This window comes from Priestia sp. YIM B13490 (genome assembly GCF_042787735.1).
GTDB lineage: Bacteria > Bacillota > Bacilli > Bacillales > Bacillaceae_H > Priestia > Priestia megaterium.
Genome location: NZ_JBHZOT010000002.1, coordinates 299,049 through 320,811, shown reverse-complemented (window position 1 = coordinate 320,811; position 21,763 = coordinate 299,049). Strand labels below are relative to the sequence as shown.

Annotated in this window: 20 protein-coding genes and 1 riboswitch; of the genes, 15 read left to right on the top strand and 5 right to left on the bottom strand. The window is 37.8% G+C overall.

The window, feature by feature from the left end; translation table 11 throughout:
- Nucleotides 1-7: 7 nt before the first annotated feature.
- Nucleotides 8-1,528 carry a spore germination protein gene (locus tag ACFX4R_RS07055; protein WP_043979711.1) on the bottom strand — a complete coding sequence of 507 codons (1,521 nt, stop codon included), beginning with the start codon at nt 1,526-1,528 and terminating at the stop codon, nt 8-10.
- 202 nt (nt 1,529-1,730) lie between these two features.
- On the opposite strand from ACFX4R_RS07055, the gene ACFX4R_RS07050 reads away from it, so the two are divergent.
- The 5 genes from ACFX4R_RS07050 to sigI all read left to right on the top strand — a co-directional run bounded on the left by ACFX4R_RS07050 (nt 1,731) and on the right by sigI (nt 10,230).
- Nucleotides 1,731-3,386 carry an alkaline phosphatase gene (locus tag ACFX4R_RS07050; protein ID WP_377569191.1) on the top strand — a complete coding sequence of 552 codons (1,656 nt, stop codon included), beginning with the start codon at nt 1,731-1,733 and terminating at the stop codon, nt 3,384-3,386.
- 751 nt (nt 3,387-4,137) lie between these two features.
- Nucleotides 4,138-4,881: a LytR/AlgR family response regulator transcription factor gene (locus tag ACFX4R_RS07045; RefSeq protein ID WP_043979705.1), complete on the top strand. Its 744-nt coding sequence runs from the start codon at nt 4,138-4,140 to the stop codon at nt 4,879-4,881.
- A gap of 144 nt (nt 4,882-5,025) precedes the next feature.
- Nucleotides 5,026-8,064 (top strand): PAS domain S-box protein, encoded by a 3,039-nt coding sequence (locus tag ACFX4R_RS07040; RefSeq protein WP_043979702.1) that lies wholly within the window; start codon nt 5,026-5,028, stop codon nt 8,062-8,064.
- Between the two features lie 76 nt (nt 8,065-8,140).
- Nucleotides 8,141-8,236: riboswitch (yybP-ykoY riboswitch) on the top strand.
- Between the two features lie 96 nt (nt 8,237-8,332).
- The gene (locus ACFX4R_RS07035) at nt 8,333-9,148 is read left to right on the top strand and encodes a TerC family protein (protein ID WP_043979698.1); all 816 of its coding nucleotides are present in this window, start codon (nt 8,333-8,335) and stop codon (nt 9,146-9,148) included.
- 371 nt (nt 9,149-9,519) lie between these two features.
- Nucleotides 9,520-10,230, top strand: a complete 711-nt coding sequence (gene sigI / locus ACFX4R_RS07030; RefSeq protein ID WP_043979696.1) for an RNA polymerase sigma factor SigI — start codon at nt 9,520-9,522, stop codon at nt 10,228-10,230.
- 51 nt (nt 10,231-10,281) lie between these two features.
- On the opposite strand, the gene ACFX4R_RS07025 is transcribed toward sigI, so the two are convergent.
- From ACFX4R_RS07025 to phaQ, 3 genes are all read right to left on the bottom strand, one after another.
- Complete coding sequence (locus tag ACFX4R_RS07025; RefSeq protein WP_013055933.1) at nt 10,282-10,479, bottom strand: alpha/beta-type small acid-soluble spore protein; 198 nt, start codon at nt 10,477-10,479, stop codon at nt 10,282-10,284.
- Between the two features lie 143 nt (nt 10,480-10,622).
- On the bottom strand, nt 10,623-11,135 hold the full coding sequence (phaP, locus tag ACFX4R_RS07020; protein ID WP_014461097.1) for a polyhydroxyalkanoic acid inclusion protein PhaP: 513 nt from the start codon (nt 11,133-11,135) through the stop codon (nt 10,623-10,625).
- A gap of 168 nt (nt 11,136-11,303) precedes the next feature.
- The gene (gene phaQ / locus ACFX4R_RS07015) at nt 11,304-11,783 is read right to left on the bottom strand and encodes a poly-beta-hydroxybutyrate-responsive repressor (protein WP_013082201.1); all 480 of its coding nucleotides are present in this window, start codon (nt 11,781-11,783) and stop codon (nt 11,304-11,306) included.
- 353 nt (nt 11,784-12,136) lie between these two features.
- On the opposite strand from phaQ, the gene phaR reads away from it, so the two are divergent.
- The 8 genes from phaR (at nt 12,137) to ACFX4R_RS06975 (ending at nt 17,394) form a co-directional block, all read left to right on the top strand.
- Nucleotides 12,137-12,736 (top strand): polyhydroxyalkanoic acid synthase subunit PhaR, encoded by a 600-nt coding sequence (gene phaR / locus ACFX4R_RS07010; RefSeq protein ID WP_013055937.1) that lies wholly within the window; start codon nt 12,137-12,139, stop codon nt 12,734-12,736.
- 81 nt (nt 12,737-12,817) lie between these two features.
- On the top strand, nt 12,818-13,561 hold the full coding sequence (gene phbB / locus ACFX4R_RS07005; RefSeq protein WP_014461095.1) for an acetoacetyl-CoA reductase: 744 nt from the start codon (nt 12,818-12,820) through the stop codon (nt 13,559-13,561).
- Between the two features lie 76 nt (nt 13,562-13,637).
- Nucleotides 13,638-14,726 carry a class III poly(R)-hydroxyalkanoic acid synthase subunit PhaC gene (locus tag ACFX4R_RS07000; protein ID WP_013055939.1) on the top strand — a complete coding sequence of 363 codons (1,089 nt, stop codon included), beginning with the start codon at nt 13,638-13,640 and terminating at the stop codon, nt 14,724-14,726.
- Between the two features lie 122 nt (nt 14,727-14,848).
- Complete coding sequence (locus ACFX4R_RS06995) at nt 14,849-15,133, top strand: hypothetical protein (RefSeq protein WP_377569188.1); 285 nt, start codon at nt 14,849-14,851, stop codon at nt 15,131-15,133.
- Between the two features lie 141 nt (nt 15,134-15,274).
- A complete protein-coding gene (locus ACFX4R_RS06990; protein ID WP_043979693.1) occupies nt 15,275-16,630 on the top strand; it encodes a TrkH family potassium uptake protein in 1,356 nt (451 codons plus the stop codon).
- A 125-nt stretch (nt 16,631-16,755) separates the two neighbouring features.
- On the top strand, nt 16,756-16,935 hold the full coding sequence (locus ACFX4R_RS06985; RefSeq protein ID WP_116733217.1) for a hypothetical protein: 180 nt from the start codon (nt 16,756-16,758) through the stop codon (nt 16,933-16,935).
- A 124-nt stretch (nt 16,936-17,059) separates the two neighbouring features.
- A complete protein-coding gene (locus tag ACFX4R_RS06980; protein WP_025749458.1) occupies nt 17,060-17,218 on the top strand; it encodes a hypothetical protein in 159 nt (52 codons plus the stop codon).
- A 2-nt stretch (nt 17,219-17,220) separates the two neighbouring features.
- Nucleotides 17,221-17,394, top strand: coding sequence for a hypothetical protein (locus ACFX4R_RS06975; RefSeq protein ID WP_164797379.1), 174 nt, complete (start codon nt 17,221-17,223; stop codon nt 17,392-17,394).
- 27 nt (nt 17,395-17,421) lie between these two features.
- On the opposite strand, the gene ACFX4R_RS06970 is transcribed toward ACFX4R_RS06975, so the two are convergent.
- Nucleotides 17,422-19,191 (bottom strand): B12-binding domain-containing radical SAM protein, encoded by a 1,770-nt coding sequence (locus ACFX4R_RS06970; RefSeq protein WP_060746702.1) that lies wholly within the window; start codon nt 19,189-19,191, stop codon nt 17,422-17,424.
- A gap of 193 nt (nt 19,192-19,384) precedes the next feature.
- On the opposite strand from ACFX4R_RS06970, the gene ACFX4R_RS06965 reads away from it, so the two are divergent.
- Both ACFX4R_RS06965 and ACFX4R_RS06960 read left to right on the top strand, forming a co-directional pair.
- On the top strand, nt 19,385-20,104 hold the full coding sequence (locus ACFX4R_RS06965; protein ID WP_014461089.1) for a FadR/GntR family transcriptional regulator: 720 nt from the start codon (nt 19,385-19,387) through the stop codon (nt 20,102-20,104).
- Nucleotides 20,105-20,242: 138 nt separating this feature from the next.
- Nucleotides 20,243-21,763 (top strand): nicotinate phosphoribosyltransferase, encoded by a 1,521-nt coding sequence (locus ACFX4R_RS06960; protein WP_043979686.1) that lies wholly within the window; start codon nt 20,243-20,245, stop codon nt 21,761-21,763.

Sequence of the window (21,763 nt, the reverse complement as noted above, 5' to 3'; positions counted from 1 at the left end):
CCCCGCTTTACTCATTATCTAAATTACTTTTTCTTTTACCTTTATTCGCTTTATTGGGGTTATAGCGGAATCGCTCTAAAGGACGCAAGTAGCTTGGCCGCTTGGCTGTATGACTATAGGGCAATCGCAGAAAGGTATCCCTATACTCTGTGGGCCGAAACGGAAAAAGCGGAACAAGATAAGGCATGCCCAAAGATTTTAAACGAAGCAAATGAACCAGCAAGAAACAAAAACCAAAGGTGATGCCGACTAAACCAAACGCAGTGGCAAACAAAATAAACGGAAAACGTAGCAGCCGGATCGTGTTAGACATTTTAAAAATAGGCGTCGTAAAAGAAGCTAAAGCTGTCAGTGAAACAATAATAAGCAAAATATTGCTTGTTAACGCAGCTTCTACTGTTGCTTGCCCAATAACAATCCCGCCTACGATTCCCAGTGTTTGACCTACTTTTGTTGGAAGTCTGGCTCCGGCCTCACGAAGCAGTTCAATGGTAATTTCTAAAAAAAGTACTTCGATGACCGGTGGAAAAGGAACGTTTGTCCTTGAAAAGATAATAGGCCCCAGCAGATCTTTTGGAAGCATTTCATAATGATACGTAACAATCGCTACATAAAGAGGCGTAGCAAAAATAGAGAAAAAGACGCCAAAAATACGAATAACTCGGAAAAATGATCCTAGAACCCACGGTAAATAGTAGTCTTCAGGTGAAATAAAAAAGTCAAGCAGCGTTGACGGACCTGTAACTGCGTAGGGTGAACCGCTCGAAAAGAAGGCAGCTTGCCCGTTTAACAGACTAAACAGGACTCGGTCGATTCGCTCTGTTGTTAAAAAGAGTGGAAACGCCGTAGACGAATTATCTGAGATCATCTGATCAAGCATCGTACTATCAAAAATGACGTCGAAATCTATATCTTCCAGGCGCTGCGTCATAGTGTCTACGTGCTGAGGGTTCGTTACGCCTTCTAAATAAACAAGAACGACGCGCGTTTTGGATTTATTTCCTACGGTGAGTTCTTTAAAAATAAGATTTTCGGAAATGACCGTTTTTCTCATTAAGTAGAGGTTGACATCTAAATCCTCTACAAAACCAATTTTAGGACCAACGACGCTGAACTCGTTTTCCGTTTCATTTTCTTTTCGAAACCCTGTATCAAAGCTTTGAACTTTAATAAGAGCTACTAGCTTATCGTCTTTATGAAATTGAAACATCACATAGCCGCGCAGCAGCTTTTCTAAAATTTCTTTTGTATCTTTTGTAACGGAAATATCTTCAATCGGCAGAACATTTTCGACTTCATATACACTGCTTAACGTGAAGTCTAATTTTTGAAAAGGCTCAAGTATTTTATCTTCAACACTTTGCATGTTTACGAGCTGCTTAAAATAAGTAATAATGTATTTTCTATGCTGCGAACCAATGGCTAATGTTGTGAAATCACTTGATTTTTTTAATTGTTTAATCAGTTCATCCAATGTTTTTTTGGGCTGATCCTCTGCATTCTTTTTTTTAAATAAATGTTTAAACATAACCGTGCCCCTCGCATGACTTTCTATTACTGGTAGTTTGTTCATGTACTTCCTTTTTATTCGACTATTTTTTCTCACGAAGAAAGGAAGGATATAAAGACAAACTTTACACTCTTTTACAGTGGATAAACAGTGGGTTTACGTTTGAATGGTAACTTTAGACATGTCGAAGACAATTAAATAAAGGAGCGGGTACATTTATATGAAGAAAAAATTAGCAGGTATTACACTGGCAGGAGCAGTAGCATTGGCCTCGTTTGGTGTAGGAAACTCACTTATTCAAACGGAAGCAAAAGTGGAGCACAAGTCAGCTAAGAAACCTCAAAATGTCATTATGATGGTAATGGACGGGACGAGTTCAAATGCTACTACACTCGCAAGATGGTACAAGGGAAAACCGTTACATATGGATCAGCTGATGGCCGGAGGAGTACGTGCGTATTCGGCAGAATCTGCTATTACAGATTCCGCTCCGGCAGCTACTGCTTTAGCAACAGGAAATAAATCAAATTCAGGTTATGTAGGTGTGCTTCCTTCAGTAGTGAATACACCTGGAATTAAACCCGTAGAAAAAGAAGATCAATTTCGTCCCGTAGCAAACGTTCTAGAAGGAGCAAAGCTTTCAGGGCGCGCGACAGGAATTGTGGCTACCTCTGAAATCCAGCACGCCACACCAGCTGGTTTTTCAGCCCACAACTATAGCCGTGATGATTTTCAAACGCTAGCGGAGCAGCAAGTGTATCAAAACATCGATGTAGTGCTTGGAGGAGGTAAGCAATCTCTTCTTCCAGGAAAAGAAGAAAAAAGCCGGAAAGACGGTGAAAACTTAGTCAATGTATTGAATAAAAGAGGATATGACTTTGTAGAAAATAAAAAGGAATTAGAGCAGTCACACGCCAAAAAAATCTGGGGGAGCTTCGCCGACCGAGACTTAGCATATGATATGGACCGACCGCAGACAAAAGCAGAACAGCCAAAGTTGTCCCAGATGACAAATAAAGCAATAACAACACTATCCAAAGATAAAGACGGTTTTTTCTTATTTGTTGAAGGAAGCAAAACGGATTGGGCAGCTCATGCGAATGATCCAGTAGGAATGATTAGCGATGTACTAGCGTTTGATGAAGCAGTGGGCAAAGCAGTAGAGTTCGCTAAAAAAGATGGAAATACGATGGTTATTGCGATTGCCGATCACGGAAACAGCGGTCTTTCAATCGGTAATGCAAATACAACAAAAGGATACGATACCACACCTGTTTCTGCTTATATTGATCCATTAAAAAAAGCAAAAATGACGTTAGAAGGTGCTACGTCTAAATTAAAAGAAGATTTATCAAATAAAGAAGAAGTAGCTGCTTTGTATGGTTTATCAAATCTAACTTCAGAGGAAAAAGCACAGCTGACTAAAGCAAGAGATAAAAAAGAAATCAGTGCTACACTATCGAAGTTATTAGCCAACCGAGCAAACCTTGGATTCACAACAGGCGGTCATACGGGTGAGGATGTATTTCTGTATTCATACGGCGTAAATCGACCAACGGGACACTTTGATAATACGGATATTGCCAAACATATGGCTAAATCAATGAATATTAACTTAAACCAGTTAACAAATGAATTATTTATTGAAGCAAATAAAGCTTTTAAAGGCTCAAAGGTAGCGGTTGACTCAAAAGACAAAAACAACCCTGTACTGGTTGTTACAAACAATAAGCGAACGGTGCGTTTTCCAGTAAATAAAAATATTGCTATTGTAAATGGAAGAGAAATTCAAATGGACAGCGTAGTGATACAGGATAAAAAGAATCGCTTCTTTGTATCAAAACAAGCACAGCAAATTGTAAAAAATGAAAAATAAGAAATGAATGCAAAACAGGCCGGGTTATAACTTTAGGCCTGTTTTTTTACAAATAATAGATGGTTAATTAAGTTATGTAGCCTTTATAGAGGAATGAAGCTATTTATTTTACAAATAAATAGCTTTGAACACTTAAAGAAATGGAAAGTCTTCACGTTTAACTATATGTGATTTATACTATGAAATGGTATAATAATCATAGTTTTAAAAGGAACTAGTTCGGAATACATATGTAAGTTCATACCTTTGTATGCTAGAATTTTTATAATAAAATGAATAAAAAATACATAAATTCTTTTGGATTAAATCACAAAATCAGGGTTGTTAAGGACAATATGTAAGTAATTACCTTTAATGAAAAGTAAAAAAATTAACAAAAGTACGGGTGAAAGAGCGTAGAACATGTTTTAATAGTAAGAGAAAACAAAATGATTGAAAAGAGCGTGTCGCCTTTATCGAAAATGTTAAATAAAGATTTTGACATGCTGATTTACAGATTATAAAAAGGGTATTAAATCATTGTTAGGAAAATAAATGATAATAGATAAACGGTTTTTATGTCTTCTTCTAGAAAACCTACAATTATTGCAATATTCCCCATGAACAATCGTTGTGTGTTCATTAACGATTAGCGTCCGTGTAGATCATTCATCTCAACATAAAAACACTATAACGATGTGTAGACATGCATAAAACAGAATGGGCAATAGTTCGTACTATACTTTAACATTGTATCCTAGGGGGAGTCAGGATGAACAAAATTAACTTAATTATTGCCGATGATAACGAAGATTCGGTTGAAATTTTAGATTATTTTATAGAACAGCTTCCGGAATTTGAAGTGATTAGCATCTGCAAAGACGGAGAGCAGCTTGTACAGGAAGTGATGGCCAAGAGTCCAGACCTTTTGCTCGTAGACATTAATATGCCTACGATTAACGGTGTAGATGCCATAAAAAAGTGCCTGCGCATTAAGCCGAATTTAAACTTCATTTTTATCACCGGTTACGATGAATTTGCTGTGAAGGCATTTGAGCTGTCAGCACTGGATTATATTGTAAAACCGATTGAAAAAACCAGGCTTTATATGGCGTTAGAGCGGGCAAAAAACTCCATTGGAATTGATAAAAATCAGTCAAAAAAGCCAGGTCAGCAATTAAAAAGACTGCCTGTAAAATTTAATGGATCTACTTATTACATTCCAATTGATCAAATTATTTTTATTGAAAAATCCGGAAAAAAATGTTTGATCTATACTCAATCACGTATCTATGAGACATATGAAAATATTAGTGATATCTATATGTATTTGAACCCTTCTGTATTTAGTCAAACACACCGGTCTTATATCGTGAATTTACAGAAAGTTTCGCACATCACACCAAAAAACGAAACATATCTTGTTTATTTCTTAGAAATTGATGAATATGCTCATATCTCAAAATTAAAAATCCAAGACGTTCAAAAACAGCTGCATCAGTTAATGACCAATTAAGAGATGCTGCTGCTTCTAAAATAGCTATGTTGATGAAAGGACGAAGCTTATGCAAGTTTCGTCTATTTCATGTGTCTGCTTTCGGAGCAAATGATCGTAATATAGTTCTTATAAGAAGAGTTAGATAGAAGAAGTAACGTTAAATTGAAAGGAAAGCAAATGATTTCAATTACTGGTCACTATAATGAATTTACCGTATTTCTTGCTGTCATTGTAGGGATTCTTGCCTCTTATACAGCACTTGATATTATGAGCAAAATGATAAAAAAACAGCGGAACAATTATTTGTGGCTTACGCTGTCAGCAATTTCAATGGGGCTTGGAGTGGGAGCGATGCATTATATTGCTATGCTTGCTTATTATGTTCCTGTTAGCTTTCATTTTGATGCTGTACTTTCTGTCCTTGCTTTAATAATAGCGATTAGCGGATCATTAGTTGCGTTTTGGACCTTCTGGAAATGGCGCACGTCGGTATGGTCAGGGCTTATTTTAGGAAGCAGTATTCTGGGTACGCATTACATTGCCATGGCAGCAATCGAAACAGAAGCACGCATTCATTATGCCCTGCTATCTGTTTTGCTTTCCATCATCATCGCCCTGGTCGTTGCATTTTATGCGATGCACTTGTTTTTTCGCTCGAAAAGCGTGAAAGCTAATCCCTTTCTTAAACTTGTTAGCTCTATTTTACTGGGCATTGGAATTTCAGTTATGCATTTCATCAGTATGTATGGAATGAAGCTGCATATTGCACACTCAGTTGCTAGAAAATGGGGGCAGTGGCTGCCGTATCAAGCGCCATTTTCCAATATTATTGCAAGTATTACAATTACGCTACTCATTGTCTTCCTGCTCGTTGCTGCTTTTAAGCGTCAGGAAGAAGTGAGGGAGAGTCAATTAAAAGAAGAGTATTATCAATCTCTTTTTAACTACAATCCCAATATTGTGTGTGCGGTTGATTTGTACGGCAATATTCAAACGATTAATCCAAAAGGAATCGAGCTAACGGGATACACGTTGCATCAAATGGAGAAAATTCCGTTTCCTTATATGTTTAGAGAAGCTGAACAAGCTGAAGAATATATGTGGAAATCTCTGAACGGAGACTCTGTTTATTATGAGGCAACGCTCATTCGCAAAGATAATCAGCCTGTATATGTTGAAGTAACGCAAATGCCTATTATTGTTCATGATCAAATTAAAGGCAGTTACGTCATCGCCAAAGATGTGACAGACCGAAAAAAGGCTCAACAGCAGCTGTTGGATTTACAAGAAGATTTAAAACGCACGCTTTCACAACAAGATGGCGCTATTTTTAAATTTGTGAAAAACGATAAAGGGTATATTCATACCATGTGCGAAGGAAAAATGGTTCGTGAAATGGGATATGAGGAAATAGATGTTGTTGGTAAAACACTTGAAGAATTTTTGCCTGAATCCTACGCGAAAGAAAATAAGAGATACTATGAGAAAGCATGGGCGGGAGAGAAAGTGTCTTATGAAGTACTTTTGAACGACTTTGCTTACTATACGAAGTTAATACCTCATATCTACAAAGGAGAAGTACAAGAAGTTATTGGTTCTATAGTAGATATTACTGATCTTCACGAAGCAAGAGAAAAGCTGGCTAAAAGTGAAAGCATGTATCGCTCCGTTCTCTCTACAATGTCAGAAGGTGTAGTGTTTCATGACCTTGAAGGAAATCTAATTGCTGCCAATGCCTACGCTGCTAAAATTCTAAACGTGCCTTACGACCAAATGTTATCGGTTAACCCCTTTGGTTTAGACTGGGAAATTATTCATCCTGATGGAACAGCTTTTGCACTGGAAGACATTCCATCTGTTCGATGTCTTCATACAAAAGAACCCGTACGAAACACGGTTATGGGCATTTATTTAAATGAGAAAAAGTTGACTTGGATTTCGGTGAATGCTGAACCTCTTCAAGAAAGCAAATATTATAAGGGCGTAGTTGTCACATTTTATGATATTACAAAACAGCAGGAACAAGAACAAGATTTGCTTCATTCCAATCAGCAAATGATTATAGCAAAAGAAGAAGCCGAAAAAGCAAATCAAGCCAAGTCTGAATTTTTATCAAAAGTAAGCCATGAGCTTCGTACGCCTTTAAACAGTATTTTAGGTTATGCACAGATATTGGAAGAGCAAGGGGAAAAAGATTTAACAGAAAAACAATTGAATCGTATACGAAAAATTTTAAAAGCTGGTAATCATCTTCTTTATTTGATAAATGAAACGCTTGATTTATCGAAAATTGAATCAGGTCACTTAGCGATTAATCTTGAACCGGTGTCGGTAAAAGAGGCAATTGAAGACGCGCTTAAAATTATGAAACCACTAGCAAAAAATAAGCATAGTATACTTTATACTCGCTTTCACGCATACCAAGAAGTCTTTGTTGAAGTAGATGAACTTCGGTTTCAGCAGATCTTATTAAATCTGCTTACAAACGCCATTAAATACTCGCCCGCTTATCGCGATATCACTATCTATACTGACATCACTCAGCATCACGTAACTATATCGATTGAAGATAAGGGCTTTGGAATTCCAGCTTCAGAATTAAATCGGATTTTTGAGCCTTTCTACCGTGTAAATAGACTAGAAAAAGACGGAACAGGAATTGGGTTGGCGCTTGTAAAACAGCTTGTTGTATTAATGAATGGAACGTGCGGAGTCCGAAGTGAAGAAGGCAAAGGCAGTACATTTTGGGTGCGTTTTCCCATAGTCCATCCACCTGTTCCTAAACGATTATCCGATCAAGGAGAAGCCGAGCCGTTTTTAGGTTTTTCCATGCCAATTTCAATTGTGTATATTGAGGATAACGATACAAATATCGAGCTTATGCAATCGATTCTTTCTCCATATAAAAACGTTAAGCTTTTAATTGCTAAAACAGGAGAAAATGGCATCGGGCTAATCAGGTCTATTTCACCGGATATAATCTTAATTGATATTGATCTTCCTGATATGAATGGTTTTGAGGTATGCACACAGCTTCAGCTGGAAAAAGAGTTGAAGCATATTCCGCGAGTCGCCCTGAGTGCAAGCGCGATGCAAAGCGATATCGATCAAGCTTTTTTAGTCGGTTTTAGTGAATACGTAACAAAGCCTATTCATATTGCAACGTTTTTGAATGTATTAAAACGCTTAACAAAAGCTTAACAAAAGTTTAGAGGGCTTTTAATTGACTTATTAGTGGACTCTTTGTAAAATAAAAACAACTTAATACATTTACTTCTTAAGGAGTAAAGGGGAGTAGCGTCAGGGAAACCTGAAACAAAGTCGTCATTACATGGAGTATTCCATCGGCTTTGTTGGCATAATGATTATGCTTAGCAAGACCTTTGCCATATTTGGCAAAGGTCTTTTTGTGTTTTATTCCGGTAATGAGGATAAATAAACTTATACAAAGAAACGAGAGGGGATTTTTATGGATGCATCACTTTTATTAGAGTATGGATGGGTATTGCTAGTGCTGGTTGCATTAGAAGGAATTTTGGCGGCGGATAATGCTCTTGTGATGGCCATTATGGTCAAACATTTACCGGAAGAAAAACGCAAGAAGGCATTATTTTACGGATTAGCCGGTGCCTTTATTTTTAGATTTGGTTCATTGTTCTTGATTTCATTTTTAGTCGACGTATGGCAGCTTCAAGCTATAGGAGCCATTTACTTATTGTTCATTTCCATTAATCATATTGTGAAGCGATATGTGAAAAAAGACGATCGTGAAAAAGTGAAAGAAGCAGATGAGAAAAAGGGATCAAGTTTCTGGATGACGGTTTTAAAAGTAGAAATAGCGGACATTGCTTTTGCCGTTGATTCAATTTTGGCCGCTGTGGCTCTCGCCGTTACATTGCCAACAACAAATCTTCCTCAAATTGGCGGACTAGACGGAGGACAGTTCTTGGTGATCTTCGCCGGAGGAATTATGGGATTAATTATTATGCGTTTTGCTGCAACTTGGTTCGTCAAGCTATTAAATACGCGCCCAGGCCTAGAAACGGCGGCTTTTGCTATTGTAGGCTGGGTAGGAGTTAAGTTAGCGGTTTATACCCTTGCTCATCCCGAGTTGGGTATTATTAATGAACATTTCCCTGAATCAAAAGTGTGGAAAATTACGTTTTGGATTGTGTTACTTGGCATAGCCGCTTCAGGCTGGTTTCTATCTAAAAATAAAGAACAAACTGATCTTGAAGGCTCAGAGAAAGAAAAAGAATCGTTAAAAAAAATTGAAAATCAATAATAAAAAAACGCGCTTTCAATGCTAGTTGAAGGCGCGTTTTTTTATATCAAGACAAAATACCTAGTTTGGATTGTTTAGATAAAGGGTAAAAGAACTAACTAATGTTTAATTATTTTATATCCGAATGTTTTGCTTTTTCGTTCATATTCTGTAGAGAACAGAAGCAGCCGTGAGTAATTCAGTTCAATGAAGTTTATTTCAGTTTATAAACATATATTTCAAATGTATGTTAATTGGTAAAATTGAGCTATTATGGGTTATAATAAAGGGAAATTAAAAGGAGCAGAGCGCTTCTCAACCCTGTTCGTCATCAAAAGAATGGATATTAACATGGTATAAAGCAACTGAGTATAGTAAAAGAGGTGAAGCCAATGCTCACAAAAGTTCAAACGCCTCCATCGCTTGAAACGCTTGTACTGACGATTCAGCAAGGGGATAAACAATTACATAACGAAATGATTCAACAATATAAACCGTTTATTGCTAAAGTTGTTTCAGCTGTATGTAAACGTTATATAAGTGAAGCTGACGATGAATTTAGCATTGGTCTGATTGCATTTAATGAAGCCATTGAGAATTACACAATCCAAAAAGGACGATCTCTTCTTGCATTTGCGGAACTTATTATTAAAAGAAGAGTAATTGACTATATTCGAAAAGAAAAGAGAAATCAAACGCTGCTCTATAGCCGAATTGAAAATGAAGGTTTTATTCAAGGCAAGGTAGAAAGGGATATATCGCTTTCTAACTATAAAAGGCAAAGTGAAACTTCATATATTCAAGAGGAAATGACTTATTTTTGTCAGGCGCTAAAATTGTTTAAATTAACTCTTGAAGACATTATCGAGACGTCTCCTAAACATAAGGATGCAAGGGGAAATGCAGTCGAAGTTGCATCATTTATCGTCAATGAAAAAGAATTAAAAGATAAGCTGTTTTTAAAGCGGCAGCTTCCTATTCGCTTGATTGAAAAACATGTCAAAGTGAGCCGGAAAACAATTGAAAGAAACCGTAAATATATTATCGCGATGGTTATTATATTAGCGGGGGACTACGTGTATTTAAAAGACTATATTATGTAAGAAAAAGGCACACGCAGGTGCCTTTTTTTAGCCATGTTATGAAGTTATGTTTTATTTTTGTGTGCTGCCGCTTAAGTGAGCTTGAGCTTGTTGCACCAAGCGTTTTGTGATTTCTCCGCCTACTGAACCGTTGCTGCGTGCAGCAGTGTCAGAACCTAGAGTTACCCCAAATTCTTGAGCGATTTCATATTTATATTGATCTAAAAATTGTTCTACACCTGGTGTTAATAGTTTATTTGTTCTAGCCATGATTAGTCATCTCCTTTTTTAGTGGTACAGCAGTTCACTGCTGTACCTGTATTATTTGTTGTTTCCTATTTTGCATACTGGTAATGGTTTGCAAGAAAGTATAAAAAAGCCCAGCTTTCAAAGAAGCTGGGCTTTTTTATATATTATTTTACAACTGCATATTGCTCAAGAGACTGAGCAAATGACTTTTGAAGAGATTTTACTTGTTCTACGTATGCATCAGATACGTGTTGGAATTCTTGGCGCGTTTTCTTTTGCTCTTCTACTAATTGTGTTACTACTTGATGATATTGTTCTTGAGCTTGCTTTACTAAAGAATAGCTTGATTTGCTTTGGTTAAGAGAAAGCTCTTGTAATTTATTTAATGCTTCATGCGTGCGGTTTGTCCATTCTTCATAAGAATCGGCAACAGCGTTTCCAGCTGTTTTACGTAAGTTTTCAACTGTTTTTTGTTGAAGATCTTCTAATTCAGCTTTCCATTGTTTGTCTGTTGCTTGAAGTTGTTCAACTGCTTTTGTTACAAATTCTTGCTGTTGCTCAAGTGCTTTTAACGTCCATTGCTCAATTTGTTTGTTTCCGTCTGCAATGTTTTGTAACCCCTTTGTCCATTGTTCCCACATTGCATCAATTACTGTATCATACTTTACTGTTGACATAATCAAATTCCTCCTTGAATAATTTGGTCTGGCGAACAGTTATCGTAATGAACAAAACGTTAAAGAAGAAATTCGTAGTTGTGTGATAAACCTAACATTCCGCGCTCGCTGGTTGACCGTGAAATTTAACATTATATTAGGAAACGCAGATGTACTGCGTGAATCCCTTTAATCGTTTTCTTCCTCTTTTGATTCTTTTGACTTTTTAGAAGAAGAAGAGCTAAAAGGGAACAACATGTCGGTATACATGTGAAAAAATGAATCTAACATGTTTTGATACTGTTCAAGTGAATTAGCCCACATGCTTAAATATTGTTCGCCGGCATCTGTTAATGAATAAATCCGACGTGCAGGTCCTTCAGCTGACGTATCCCATTGCGATGTAATCAAGTTGTCTTTTTCAAGCTGTCTCAGCGTGCGGTAGACATTTCCCTGATCAACTGATGTGAATCCAAAGCTCATTAGTTGCTGAATGAGCTTGTAACCATGTAGATTCCAACCTCTTAAACTTAAAAGAAGAAAAGGAACCATCAAGTTTTTTGGTGCACCGCTAATCGATTTTTCTAAGTTGTTTGAATTAGAGGTGTTATCTTTTTCACTTGATCCCAAGGTAATCACCCCTTCGAAAAAAGAGAATTTGTTTTCCATATGTGTAATTTACACCTAGATGAAAAAATTGTCAACACTTTAAAACAGGTCTTTCAAATACAGGAAAAAAGAACGATTTTTTGGATTTCGACAAAAAGCGTCAAAAAAATTCAAAAATAAACAAAGATTTAGAATTGTTTATTTTGGAAAACGTATTTATAATAGTACATGTAGGTAATTTTTATAACATTTATAATTTGTTGGTAAGTGAATTGTGAAAAGATTTACATTATCCAATAAATAAACGCAAAATTGGTTGCGTTTACTTAGAGCTTCTAATATGTCGCTTGTCACATTAAGTGTCTATATTGAAAGCCATCACTTTTAACGTACACAAGAAAGGAGATGGAGTTTTGGAACAGCAAAAAGTATTTGATCCGTTTCAAGCATGGAAAGACGTATATGACAAAACCGAATCTTACTGGGGTAAAGTTATTGGGGACAATATGAATCGTGAAGAATTTTCCCAGCTCATGGGAAATGTGCTAAATATGAACCTTCAATATCAACAAGCAGTAAATGAAGTAACGGGGCGCTATCTGCACCAAGTAAATGTACCAACAAAAGAAGATGTAGCAAACGTTGCGTCATTAGTCATCAATGTGGAAGAAAAAGTAGAATTATTAGAAGAGCAATTTGACGATCGTTTTGATGAATTAGAAGCACAGCAAGAAAGTGCATCTGCTTTGAAAAAAGATGTAACTAAGCTGAAATCTGATGTCAAATCGTTAGACAAAAAACTCGACAAAGTTTTATCTCTTCTTGAAGGGCAGCAAAAAACACAAGACGAGTTAAAAGAAACTATTCAAAAACAAATTAAAACTCAAGGTGAGCAGCTTCAGGCTCAGCTGTTAGAAAAACAAGAAAAATTAGCTGAAAAGCCAAAGGCAGAAGCTAAATCTGAAGCAAAACCATCAAACGCTCAAAAAACTGAGCAGCCAGCTCGCAAGTAAGGTATAGGGGATTTTATAACAACATTAACTGCTGTATTTACAGTAAAAATCATAGCTGAAGAAGCAAGGGGGAAATTTTTCATGACAACATTACAAGGTAAAGTAGCAATCGTAACAGGCGGATCTAAAGGTATCGGGGCAGCAATTACACGTGAGCTTGCTTCTAATGGAGTAAAAGTAGCAGTAAACTATAACAGCAGTAAAGAATCTGCAGAAGCAATCGTAAAAGAAATTAAAGACAACGGCGGAGAAGCTATTGCGGTTCAAGCTGACGTGTCTTATGTAGATCAAGCAAAACACCTAATCGAAGAAACAAAAGCTGCGTTTGGTCAATTAGACATTCTAGTAAACAATGCTGGAATTACGCGCGACCGTTCATTCAAGAAGTTAGGTGAAGAAGATTGGAAAAAAGTAATTGATGTAAACTTACATAGCGTATACAACACAACATCAGCTGCGCTAACGCACCTTTTAGAATCTGAAGGTGGTCGTGTTATCAATATTTCATCAATTATTGGTCAAGCGGGCGGATTTGGTCAAACAAACTACTCAGCTGCTAAAGCAGGTATGCTAGGATTCACTAAATCATTAGCTCTTGAGCTAGCTAAGTCAGGCGTAACAGTTAATGCAATTTGCCCAGGATTTATTGAAACGGAAATGGTAATGGCAATGCCGGAAGAAGTTCGTGCAAAAGTTGTAGCAAAAATCCCAACTCGTCGCTTAGGCCACGCTGAAGAAATTGCACGTGGAGTTGTTTACTTAGCAAAAGACGGCGCGTACATTACAGGACAACAGTTAAACATCAACGGCGGCTTATACATGTAATAAATGCTGGCCCTGACTTTTGTCGGGGCTGTGCTTGTTAACTAACTACTAATGGAATGAAAGGGTGTGTATATTCGTGGCAATTCCTTACGTGCAAGAGTGGGAAAAATTAATCAAATCAATGCCAAGTGAATATAAAAGTTCTGCAAGACGTTTTAAGCGTGCATATGAAATTATGACAACAGAAGCGGAACCGGAAGTTGGATTAACACCAAAAGAGGTTATTTGGAAAAAGAACAAAGCGAAATTATACCGCTATACGCCAGTAAAAGATAACCTGCATAAAACACCAATCTTACTCGTATATGCATTGATCAATAAACCGTATATTTTGGATTTAACACCTGGAAACAGCCTTGTTGAATACTTATTGAACCGCGGTTTTGACGTGTATTTGCTTGACTGGGGAACTCCTGGGCTTGAAGACAGCAATATGAAGCTAGATGATTATATTGTAGATTATATTCCAAAAGCAGCGAAAAAGGTGCTGCGCACTTCTAAATCTCCTGATTTGTCTGTTCTTGGTTACTGCATGGGCGGAACTATGACATCTATTTTTGCTGCATTAAATGAAGACTTGCCGATTAAAAACTTAATTTTTATGACAAGTCCATTTGATTTTTCGGATACAGGTTTATACGGAGCATTCCTAGACGATCGCTACTTTAATTTAGATAAAGCAGTAGATACATTCGGAAACATTCCTCCAGAGATGATTGACTTTGGAAACAAGATGTTAAAGCCAATCACGAATTTCTATGGCCCATATGTAACGTTGGTGGACCGTTCGGAAAATCAGCGGTTTGTTGAAAGCTGGAAGCTAATGCAAAAGTGGGTTGCTGACGGAATCCCATTTGCTGGTGAAGCTTATCGTCAGTGGATTCGTGACTTCTATCAACAAAATAAATTAATCAATGGTGAACTTGAAGTTCGCGGACGCAAAGTAGATTTGAAAAATATTAAAGCTAATATTTTAAACATTGCTGCTAGCCGTGATCATATTGCGATGCCGCATCAAGTGGCAGCTTTAATGGACGCTGTTTCAAGTGAAGATAAAGAGTACAAATTGTTGCAAACAGGTCACGTATCTGTTGTATTTGGGCCAAAAGCAGTGAAGGAAACATATCCTTCAATCGGCGATTGGCTAGAAAAACGCTCTAAATAAAATAAAGACGCGGCTGGGACAAAAGTATTTTAGCCGAAGTGAAAAACGAACCACTGATATTAGTGGTTCGTTTTTTTTGTTATGGTAAACGTAGGTTTCAAATATATAGTTGCTTCTAGTTGTTGATTGGAGGGCAAGGCGAAGACTCCTGCGGGAAAAGCAGAACAGGTGAGACCTCGCAGGAGTGTCAGCGACGAGGAGGCTCACGGGCCGCCCGCGGAAAGCGAAGTCTTGCACGGAAATCAACAGCGGTGTCACAAGCGGTTCAGCTCATGGATCCCATTTGTTCGTCTTTAGATTGGATTCATTTAATTATGTCTCAACCTCTTTTTTTTTGTAAACAGATAATATTGATTGACGGTTCTTTATGCGGGCTGCTGGAATATATGATATCTAATGACAAGTGAGGTGACTTCTTTTATACTAATGTAGTCACCTTCTTGAACATGGGATTTTTTACATGGATATTGCAATCCGTGTAACAATGAGTATGCTTTGAGAAGAAAGAAGAAAACTATTAGTATTATAACAAAAAGGAATGTCAGATTATGCCGCAACCATGGAAACGACGAGTAAGGCAGATGTCTTCAGCTCAAATTATTGTTACATTTTACATAGTGGCTGTTACGCTTGGATTTCTATTACTTAGTATTCCAGAAGCTTTAAAGCCGGGAGTGAAGTTAGCATTTATTGATCGCTTATTTATTGCCGTTAGTGCGGTAAGTGTAACAGGGCTGACACCTGTCTCTACTCCGGATACATTTAGTACGACGGGCTATTTTTTGCTCGCTTTTATTTTTCAAATCGGTGGTATTGGTGTAATGACACTCAGTACATTTATTTGGATGATTTTGGGTAAAAAAATCGGTTTAAAGGAACGTCAGCTCATTATGACAGACCATAACCAATCCCGCTTATCAGGATTAGTTGACTTGATGAGAAATATTTTATTTATTATTTTTGCCATTGAACTAGTTGGCGCCATTGTTTTAGGATTACATTTTCTCCGTTATTATTCGAGCTGGACAGATGCGTTTTTGCATGGTTTCTTTGCTTCTGTCAGCGCTACAACAAATGCTGGCTTCGATATTACAGGATCTTCATTTATTCCGTATGCCCATGATTATTTTGTCCAAGTGGTAACCGTTATTTTAATTACGCTTGGAGCGATTGGATTCCCTGTATTAATTGAAATTAAGCACTATTTTTTAACATTTAAAGATAAGCGTAAATTTCAATTTTCGCTATTTACGAAGCTAACGACCATTATGTTTTTTCTGCTGTTAGCAGGGGGAACAATCTTGATTCTTGTGCTAGAGCATTCAGGATTTCTAGCAGATAAGTCTTGGGATGAATCGTTTTTTTATGCGTTTTTCCAATCCGCTGCCACAAGGAGCGGAGGAGTGGCGACCATGAATATTAATGAGTTTTCACTTCCTACGTTAATTATGATGAGTGCGATGATGTTTATCGGTGCTTCACCGAGCTCAGTAGGGGGAGGAATTCGTACGACGACGTTTGCATTAAATATTCTTTTCCTGTTTTATTACGTCAGAGGAAATAAGACGATTAAAATCTTTCGCCGCGAAATTCATGAAGACGACATTATTAAATCAGTAGCTGTATCGATGTTAGCCGTAATCATTTGCTCGAGTTCTCTTCTTATTTTAAGTATTACAGAACATTTTTCTCTCATTGAGCTTATTTTTGAAGTGTGTTCAGCTTTCGGGACAACAGGTTTATCAATGGGAATTACAGGAGGGCTTTCTGATATCGGTAAATGCGTTATTATGATTTTAATGTTCATCGGCCGAATCGGCATGTTTTCATTTATTTTAATGCTTCGCCGTCCAACGTCTGGACCGGATTATCACTATCCGAAAGAACGTATTATTATTGGATAAAAGAGGCTGAGGTAAAAATATGTTAGTTGAAGAAGGATCCAAACGAGCTTAATTCTTAATCAAGCTCGTTCGGATTTTTTTATGATGGTAAACATAGGTCTCATATTTTTACCTGCTTCCAGCTGTTGATTGGAGGGCATGGCGAAGACTCCTGCGGGAAAAGCGGAACAGGTGAGACCCCGCAGGAGCATAAGCGACGAGGAGGCTCACCGACCGCCCGCGGAAAGCGAAGCCTTGCACGGAAATCAACAGTGGTGTCACAAGCGGTTCAGATGAACTCATTTATCCCATTTGTTTGTCTTTAGATTAAAGTAATTTCGTTATGTTTCAACCGCTTTTTTACAGCTTTTTCTGCTTATATTACGCATCAGAAAGTGCATTCTAAGAAAAGGAAGTTCAATGGACTTCCAAGCATAGGAGGGATAGATGATGGCAAAGCGTAAAGTAGGGTACAAATCAGCACTGACTAACAATAATACACCAAAAGAGAGCCTTTCAGATGCAGAATTTGCTGCTGAATATGCTGGCGGCGAGGAGCCGGCTAAAGGCGCGAATCGTAATTCCAAAAAAGGAAAGCAAGGTAAGTAACAATGAGCAAACATAAACAACAAAATAAGCATATCGCAAGCACTGAAGCGAAGCAAAAACAATTACTGCAAGAAGAGTTTGGAGCGGAAATGGGCGATCCCAACGCAGCTAAAATATATGAATCCCTAGGAAAGACAAAGTCTGATAAAGAGCATGAAAAGAAAAAAGAATGTTAAAGAAAAAAACCTCGGGTATCCGAGGTTTTAGCTTACAACTGGAAGGCCAAATGCCTCTACAGGTGCCGAATAAAGTTTTGTATCGTTTGCTTTTTGATCATAATAAGCAAGAAGAACAGATGGTTGTTCATTTATTTTTCCCGTTTGTTTATAATACATATAGTCAAATGGCAGAATCTCTAAAACAGTGTGCTTGTATAATTCTTTTTCAGCAAGCTGTTCAGCTTCAAAAGCCTGTCCCATAATAGAAGGATTAGCAAGCATTTGCTGATAGTAATGAGAGCGGACTTGTTTTTCTACTTTATCGTCCCACCAAGGTTTACGAGGCTTATGCTTTTGGTTTTGTAAATAATCAATTTTCATAAACCCTTCAATCATTTCTTCATTTGAAAAATTCTCTGTTTCAATGTACTGTCTAAGGCGTCTGAATAAATCTTCAAGCTGATGGCCGATTCGAACCCAGCCCATTTCATCCCAATACGTCCCGAAGTTTTGGAAGAAATCAAAAGGTGTATCATAGCAGTGCTCAACTAAAAACTCTATTGTCTCATCCATTCGATGGTCATTCCAAAACTTCTCTAAAATATCTTCTACATGTTTAATACGTACGACATCTGAAAATGGCAAGACGTTATTGCTTAAAATCTCATAAGGCGACTGATCCATGTATTGATAATTATAGCGAGGCGCACTTAAGCGTAAGCCAGTGCCGCGAAGCATTTTTAAAAAGCCTAGCTGAAGCTCTTCAGGGCGAAGTGCAAATACATCATTAAACGTATTCTTAAATGAGTTATAATCTTCGTCTGGCAGTCCCGCGATTAAATCTAAATGCTGATCGATCTTTCCGCCTTCTTTCACCATTGTTACGGTACGCGTTAACTTTTTAAAGTTTTGTTTGCGTTTGACTAGTTCATTAACAGCATCATTTGTAGATTGAACGCCAATTTCAAAGCGGAATAATCCTTTTGGCGCATGATCGTTTAAGAACTGAATAACTTCTGGGCGCATAATATCGGCAGTAATTTCAAATTGAAATACGGTGCCTTCACGATGTTCATCAATTAAAAATTGGAACATTTCCATGGCGTAGCTGCGGCTGATGTTGAACGTGCGGTCTACGAACTTAATCGTGCGCGCTCCGTTATCCATCAAATAGCGAATATCTTCTTTTACCTTTTCTCTATCGAAATAACGAACGCCTACTTCAATAGAAGAGAGACAGAACTGACAGCTAAACGGACAGCCGCGGCTTGTTTCAATATATACAACGCGTTTTGAAAGTTCTTGGCGGTCTTCTTCAAAACGGAAAGGAGAAGGCATTTCGCGCAGATCAATTTTATTGCGCTGCGGGTTTACAACTGGTTTTCCTTCTTTTCGGAAAGCCACGCCGCTTACGTTTTCAAACTGGCGCTCTCCATGAAGTTCGTCCAACAGCTGCTTGAATGTTTCTTCTCCTTCACCAATAGCGATAAAGTCAGCTTCAGGAATACGCTCTAGCCAGTGAGTTACATCATAGGTTACTTCTGGTCCACCGAATATAATGATGAGCTCGGGATTGATCTTTTTTAGCATTTGGGCGACTTTAATCGTTTCTTCAATATTCCAAATGTAACAGCTGAAACCAATAATATCTGGGTTGCGTTTATATAAATCCGTGACAATGTTCATAGCAGGATCTTTAATCGTATATTCGGCCATATCCACTTTATAGTCAGGCTCTGCATAGGCTTTTAAACATCGAAGGGCTAAAGAAGTATGGATATACTTCGCATTCAATGTACTGACAACAATGTTCATTCAAAAAGCTCCTTTTAACTCGTAATATGAAATCAATTTACTATTTTAGCACATTTGAGAAATAAAGTATAAATACCTTGCCACTTTTGTTGTGGAGGGGAAAGGATTTCGGTAAAATGTAACAGAAACGTAAAAGAAGAAAGAGTCTCGGTTAATGTAAACCTTGGTGAACGAAAAAAATGAGGTGGAAAACGTGGAATATAAGCGAATTAAGCCAAAAAAAATATATGAAGAAGTAGCCGAAACGCTTCTTGAGAATATAAAAGAAGGCAGCTTAAAGCCTGGTGACCGTTTGGATTCAGTGCAGCAGCTCGCAGAAAACTTTCAGGTAGGGCGCTCAGCTATTCGTGAAGCTCTTAGCGCTTTGCGGGCGATGGGGCTGCTGGAGATGAAGCAAGGAGAAGGCACATTTGTACGCGAATTTAACTCTGATATGCTGTCTTTGCCTGTAACTAGCGCTGTATTAATGAATAAAAATGATATTGAACATTTGCTTGAAGTGAGAAAAGTATTAGAAATTGGGGCTGTTCGAGCGGCAGCTCAAAAGCGAACGGATGCGGATCTTAACCAGCTGTCCGATAGCCTGGAACAAATGAAAGGAGCGTTTGGCAATGAAGAGCTGGGGGAGAAAGCAGATTTTGCTTTTCATTTAGCCATTGCCAAAGCATCGCAAAACCCTCTTTTAGTGAAGCTTATGAATAACGTATCAGAAATGATGATTGAAACGATGAAAGAGACAAGACGCATCTGGCTTTATGCAGAAGAAAAAACGGCTGAACGGATTTATAAAGAGCATCAGCAAATTTATGAAGCTATTCTTTCTCAGCATGCAGAAGATGCTCAGCATTTTATGATGAGTCATCTTGATAATGTTGAACACGTGTTAATGAAATACATACCAGAAGAAAAATAATGCCATTTCAGGTAGAAAAGTGTGCACCAAATAACAGAAAAACTAAAATTCAAGCACCTTCCGATAATTTATGCTTGCTCTATTGTGAAAAGATTTACATAATAGAAACTAGGATTGTCAAATGGAGGGTTACAAAGTATGAAAAAGCAATATAGAGATGATAGTTTAGCTTTGCATACAGATTTATATGAACTGAATATGGCACATACGTATTTTAAAGACCATATTCATAAACGCCGTTCTGTATTCGAAGCTTACTTTCGTCGGATGCCGTTTGAAAGCGGTTATGCTGTGTTTGCCGGGCTAGAAAGAGTAATTGATTTTATTGCTAATTTTAGGTTTAGCGAAACGGACTTAGATTATTTATATGAAGAATTGCATTATGAAGCGGAGTTTATCGACTATTTAAAGCAAGTTCGCTTTAGCGGTAATGTTCGTTCGGTTGTAGAAGGCGAAATGATTTTTGCTAACGAACCTATGCTGCAAATTGACGCTCCTTTAGCGGAAGCGCAGCTTATTGAAACGCCGCTTTTAAATATTTTAAATTTCCACCCGCTGATTGCGACAAAAGCATCGCGTATTCGCCTAGCCGCGGGAGAAGATAATTTATATGAGCATACGGGTACGAATCAGCTTATGGAATTTGGCTCAAGAAGAGCACACGAGATGGATGCTGCATTTTACGGAGCGAGAGCTGCTTATATTGGAGGCTTTGATGCAACCAGTAATGTCAGAGCGGGGAAAGTATTTGGAATTCCTGTGTCCGGTACTCACGCTCATGCGCTTGTTCAAGTCTATCGTGATGAGTACAGCGCGTTTAAAAAGTATGCGGAATCACACCGTAACTGTATCTTTTTAGTAGATACATATAATACGTTAAAATCAGGTATTCCCAATGCTATTAAAGTAGCAAAAGAAATGGGAGATCGCATTAATTTTATCGGTATTCGATTAGATAGCGGAAGACTTCCATATCTTTCTCAAGAAGCAAGAAAAATGCTTGATGAAGCTGGCTATCATGATGTGAAAATTTTTGCTTCGAATGATCTCGATGAGTACAGCATTCTAGATTTGAAAGCGCAAGGTGCCAAAATTGATGGATGGGGAGTTGGAACAAAACTCATGACATCTTTTGATCAGCCTGCGCTAGGAGCGGTGTACAAACTGGTTTCGATTGAAGATGATCATGGAAACATGGTGGATACGATTAAGCTGTCAGAAAATCCAGAGAAAATTTCCACTCCTGGTTTAAAAGAGGTATACCGAATTGTAAATCAAGTGAACCACAAATGGGAAGGTGATTATATTACGATGCAAGACGAAGTGCCGAATGAAGAGCAGCATTTAAAAATGTTTCATCCGATTCATACGCACGTCAGCAAGTTTGTCACGAACTTTAACGCACGTAAAATTCACCAGCCAATCTTTGCGCAGGGAAAGCTTGTGTACGAGCAGCCTACCATTGAAGAAATGAGAGCCTACTGCTTACAAAACTTAAAGCATCTATGGGATGACTACAAAGTCATTACAAAATCGAACGAAGATGTATTTCGTCCTACAGAGTATCCGGTAGACTTGAGTACAAACTGCTGGGATAACAAAATGCAAAATATTGAAGAGACTAGAAGCAAGTTACTATCTGATACCGTACTTGTGTAG

Bases quoted from the DNA above. Each gene is read 5' to 3' on its own strand.
- ACFX4R_RS07055 (WP_043979711.1), bottom strand. From the start codon at position 1,528: ATGTTTAAACATTTATTTAAAAAAAAGAATGCAGAGGATCAGCCCAAA.
- ACFX4R_RS07045 (WP_043979705.1), top strand. From the start codon at position 4,138: ATGAACAAAATTAACTTAATTATTGCCGATGATAACGAAGATTCGGTT.
- ACFX4R_RS06980 (WP_025749458.1), top strand. From the start codon at position 17,060: ATGGCAAAGCGTAAAGTAGGGTACAAATCAGCACTGACTAACAATAAT.
- phaQ (WP_013082201.1), bottom strand. From the start codon at position 11,783: ATGGAAAACAAATTCTCTTTTTTCGAAGGGGTGATTACCTTGGGATCA.
- ACFX4R_RS06975 (WP_164797379.1), top strand. From the start codon at position 17,221: ATGAGCAAACATAAACAACAAAATAAGCATATCGCAAGCACTGAAGCG.
- ACFX4R_RS06970 (WP_060746702.1), bottom strand. From the start codon at position 19,191: ATGAACATTGTTGTCAGTACATTGAATGCGAAGTATATCCATACTTCT.
- ACFX4R_RS07035 (WP_043979698.1), top strand. From the start codon at position 8,333: ATGGATGCATCACTTTTATTAGAGTATGGATGGGTATTGCTAGTGCTG.
- phaP (WP_014461097.1), bottom strand. From the start codon at position 11,135: ATGTCAACAGTAAAGTATGATACAGTAATTGATGCAATGTGGGAACAA.
- sigI (WP_043979696.1), top strand. From the start codon at position 9,520: ATGCTCACAAAAGTTCAAACGCCTCCATCGCTTGAAACGCTTGTACTG.
- phbB (WP_014461095.1), top strand. From the start codon at position 12,818: ATGACAACATTACAAGGTAAAGTAGCAATCGTAACAGGCGGATCTAAA.
- ACFX4R_RS07050 (WP_377569191.1), top strand. From the start codon at position 1,731: ATGAAGAAAAAATTAGCAGGTATTACACTGGCAGGAGCAGTAGCATTG.
- ACFX4R_RS06960 (WP_043979686.1), top strand. From the start codon at position 20,243: ATGAAAAAGCAATATAGAGATGATAGTTTAGCTTTGCATACAGATTTA.
- ACFX4R_RS06990 (WP_043979693.1), top strand. From the start codon at position 15,275: ATGCCGCAACCATGGAAACGACGAGTAAGGCAGATGTCTTCAGCTCAA.
- ACFX4R_RS07025 (WP_013055933.1), bottom strand. From the start codon at position 10,479: ATGGCTAGAACAAATAAACTATTAACACCAGGTGTAGAACAATTTTTA.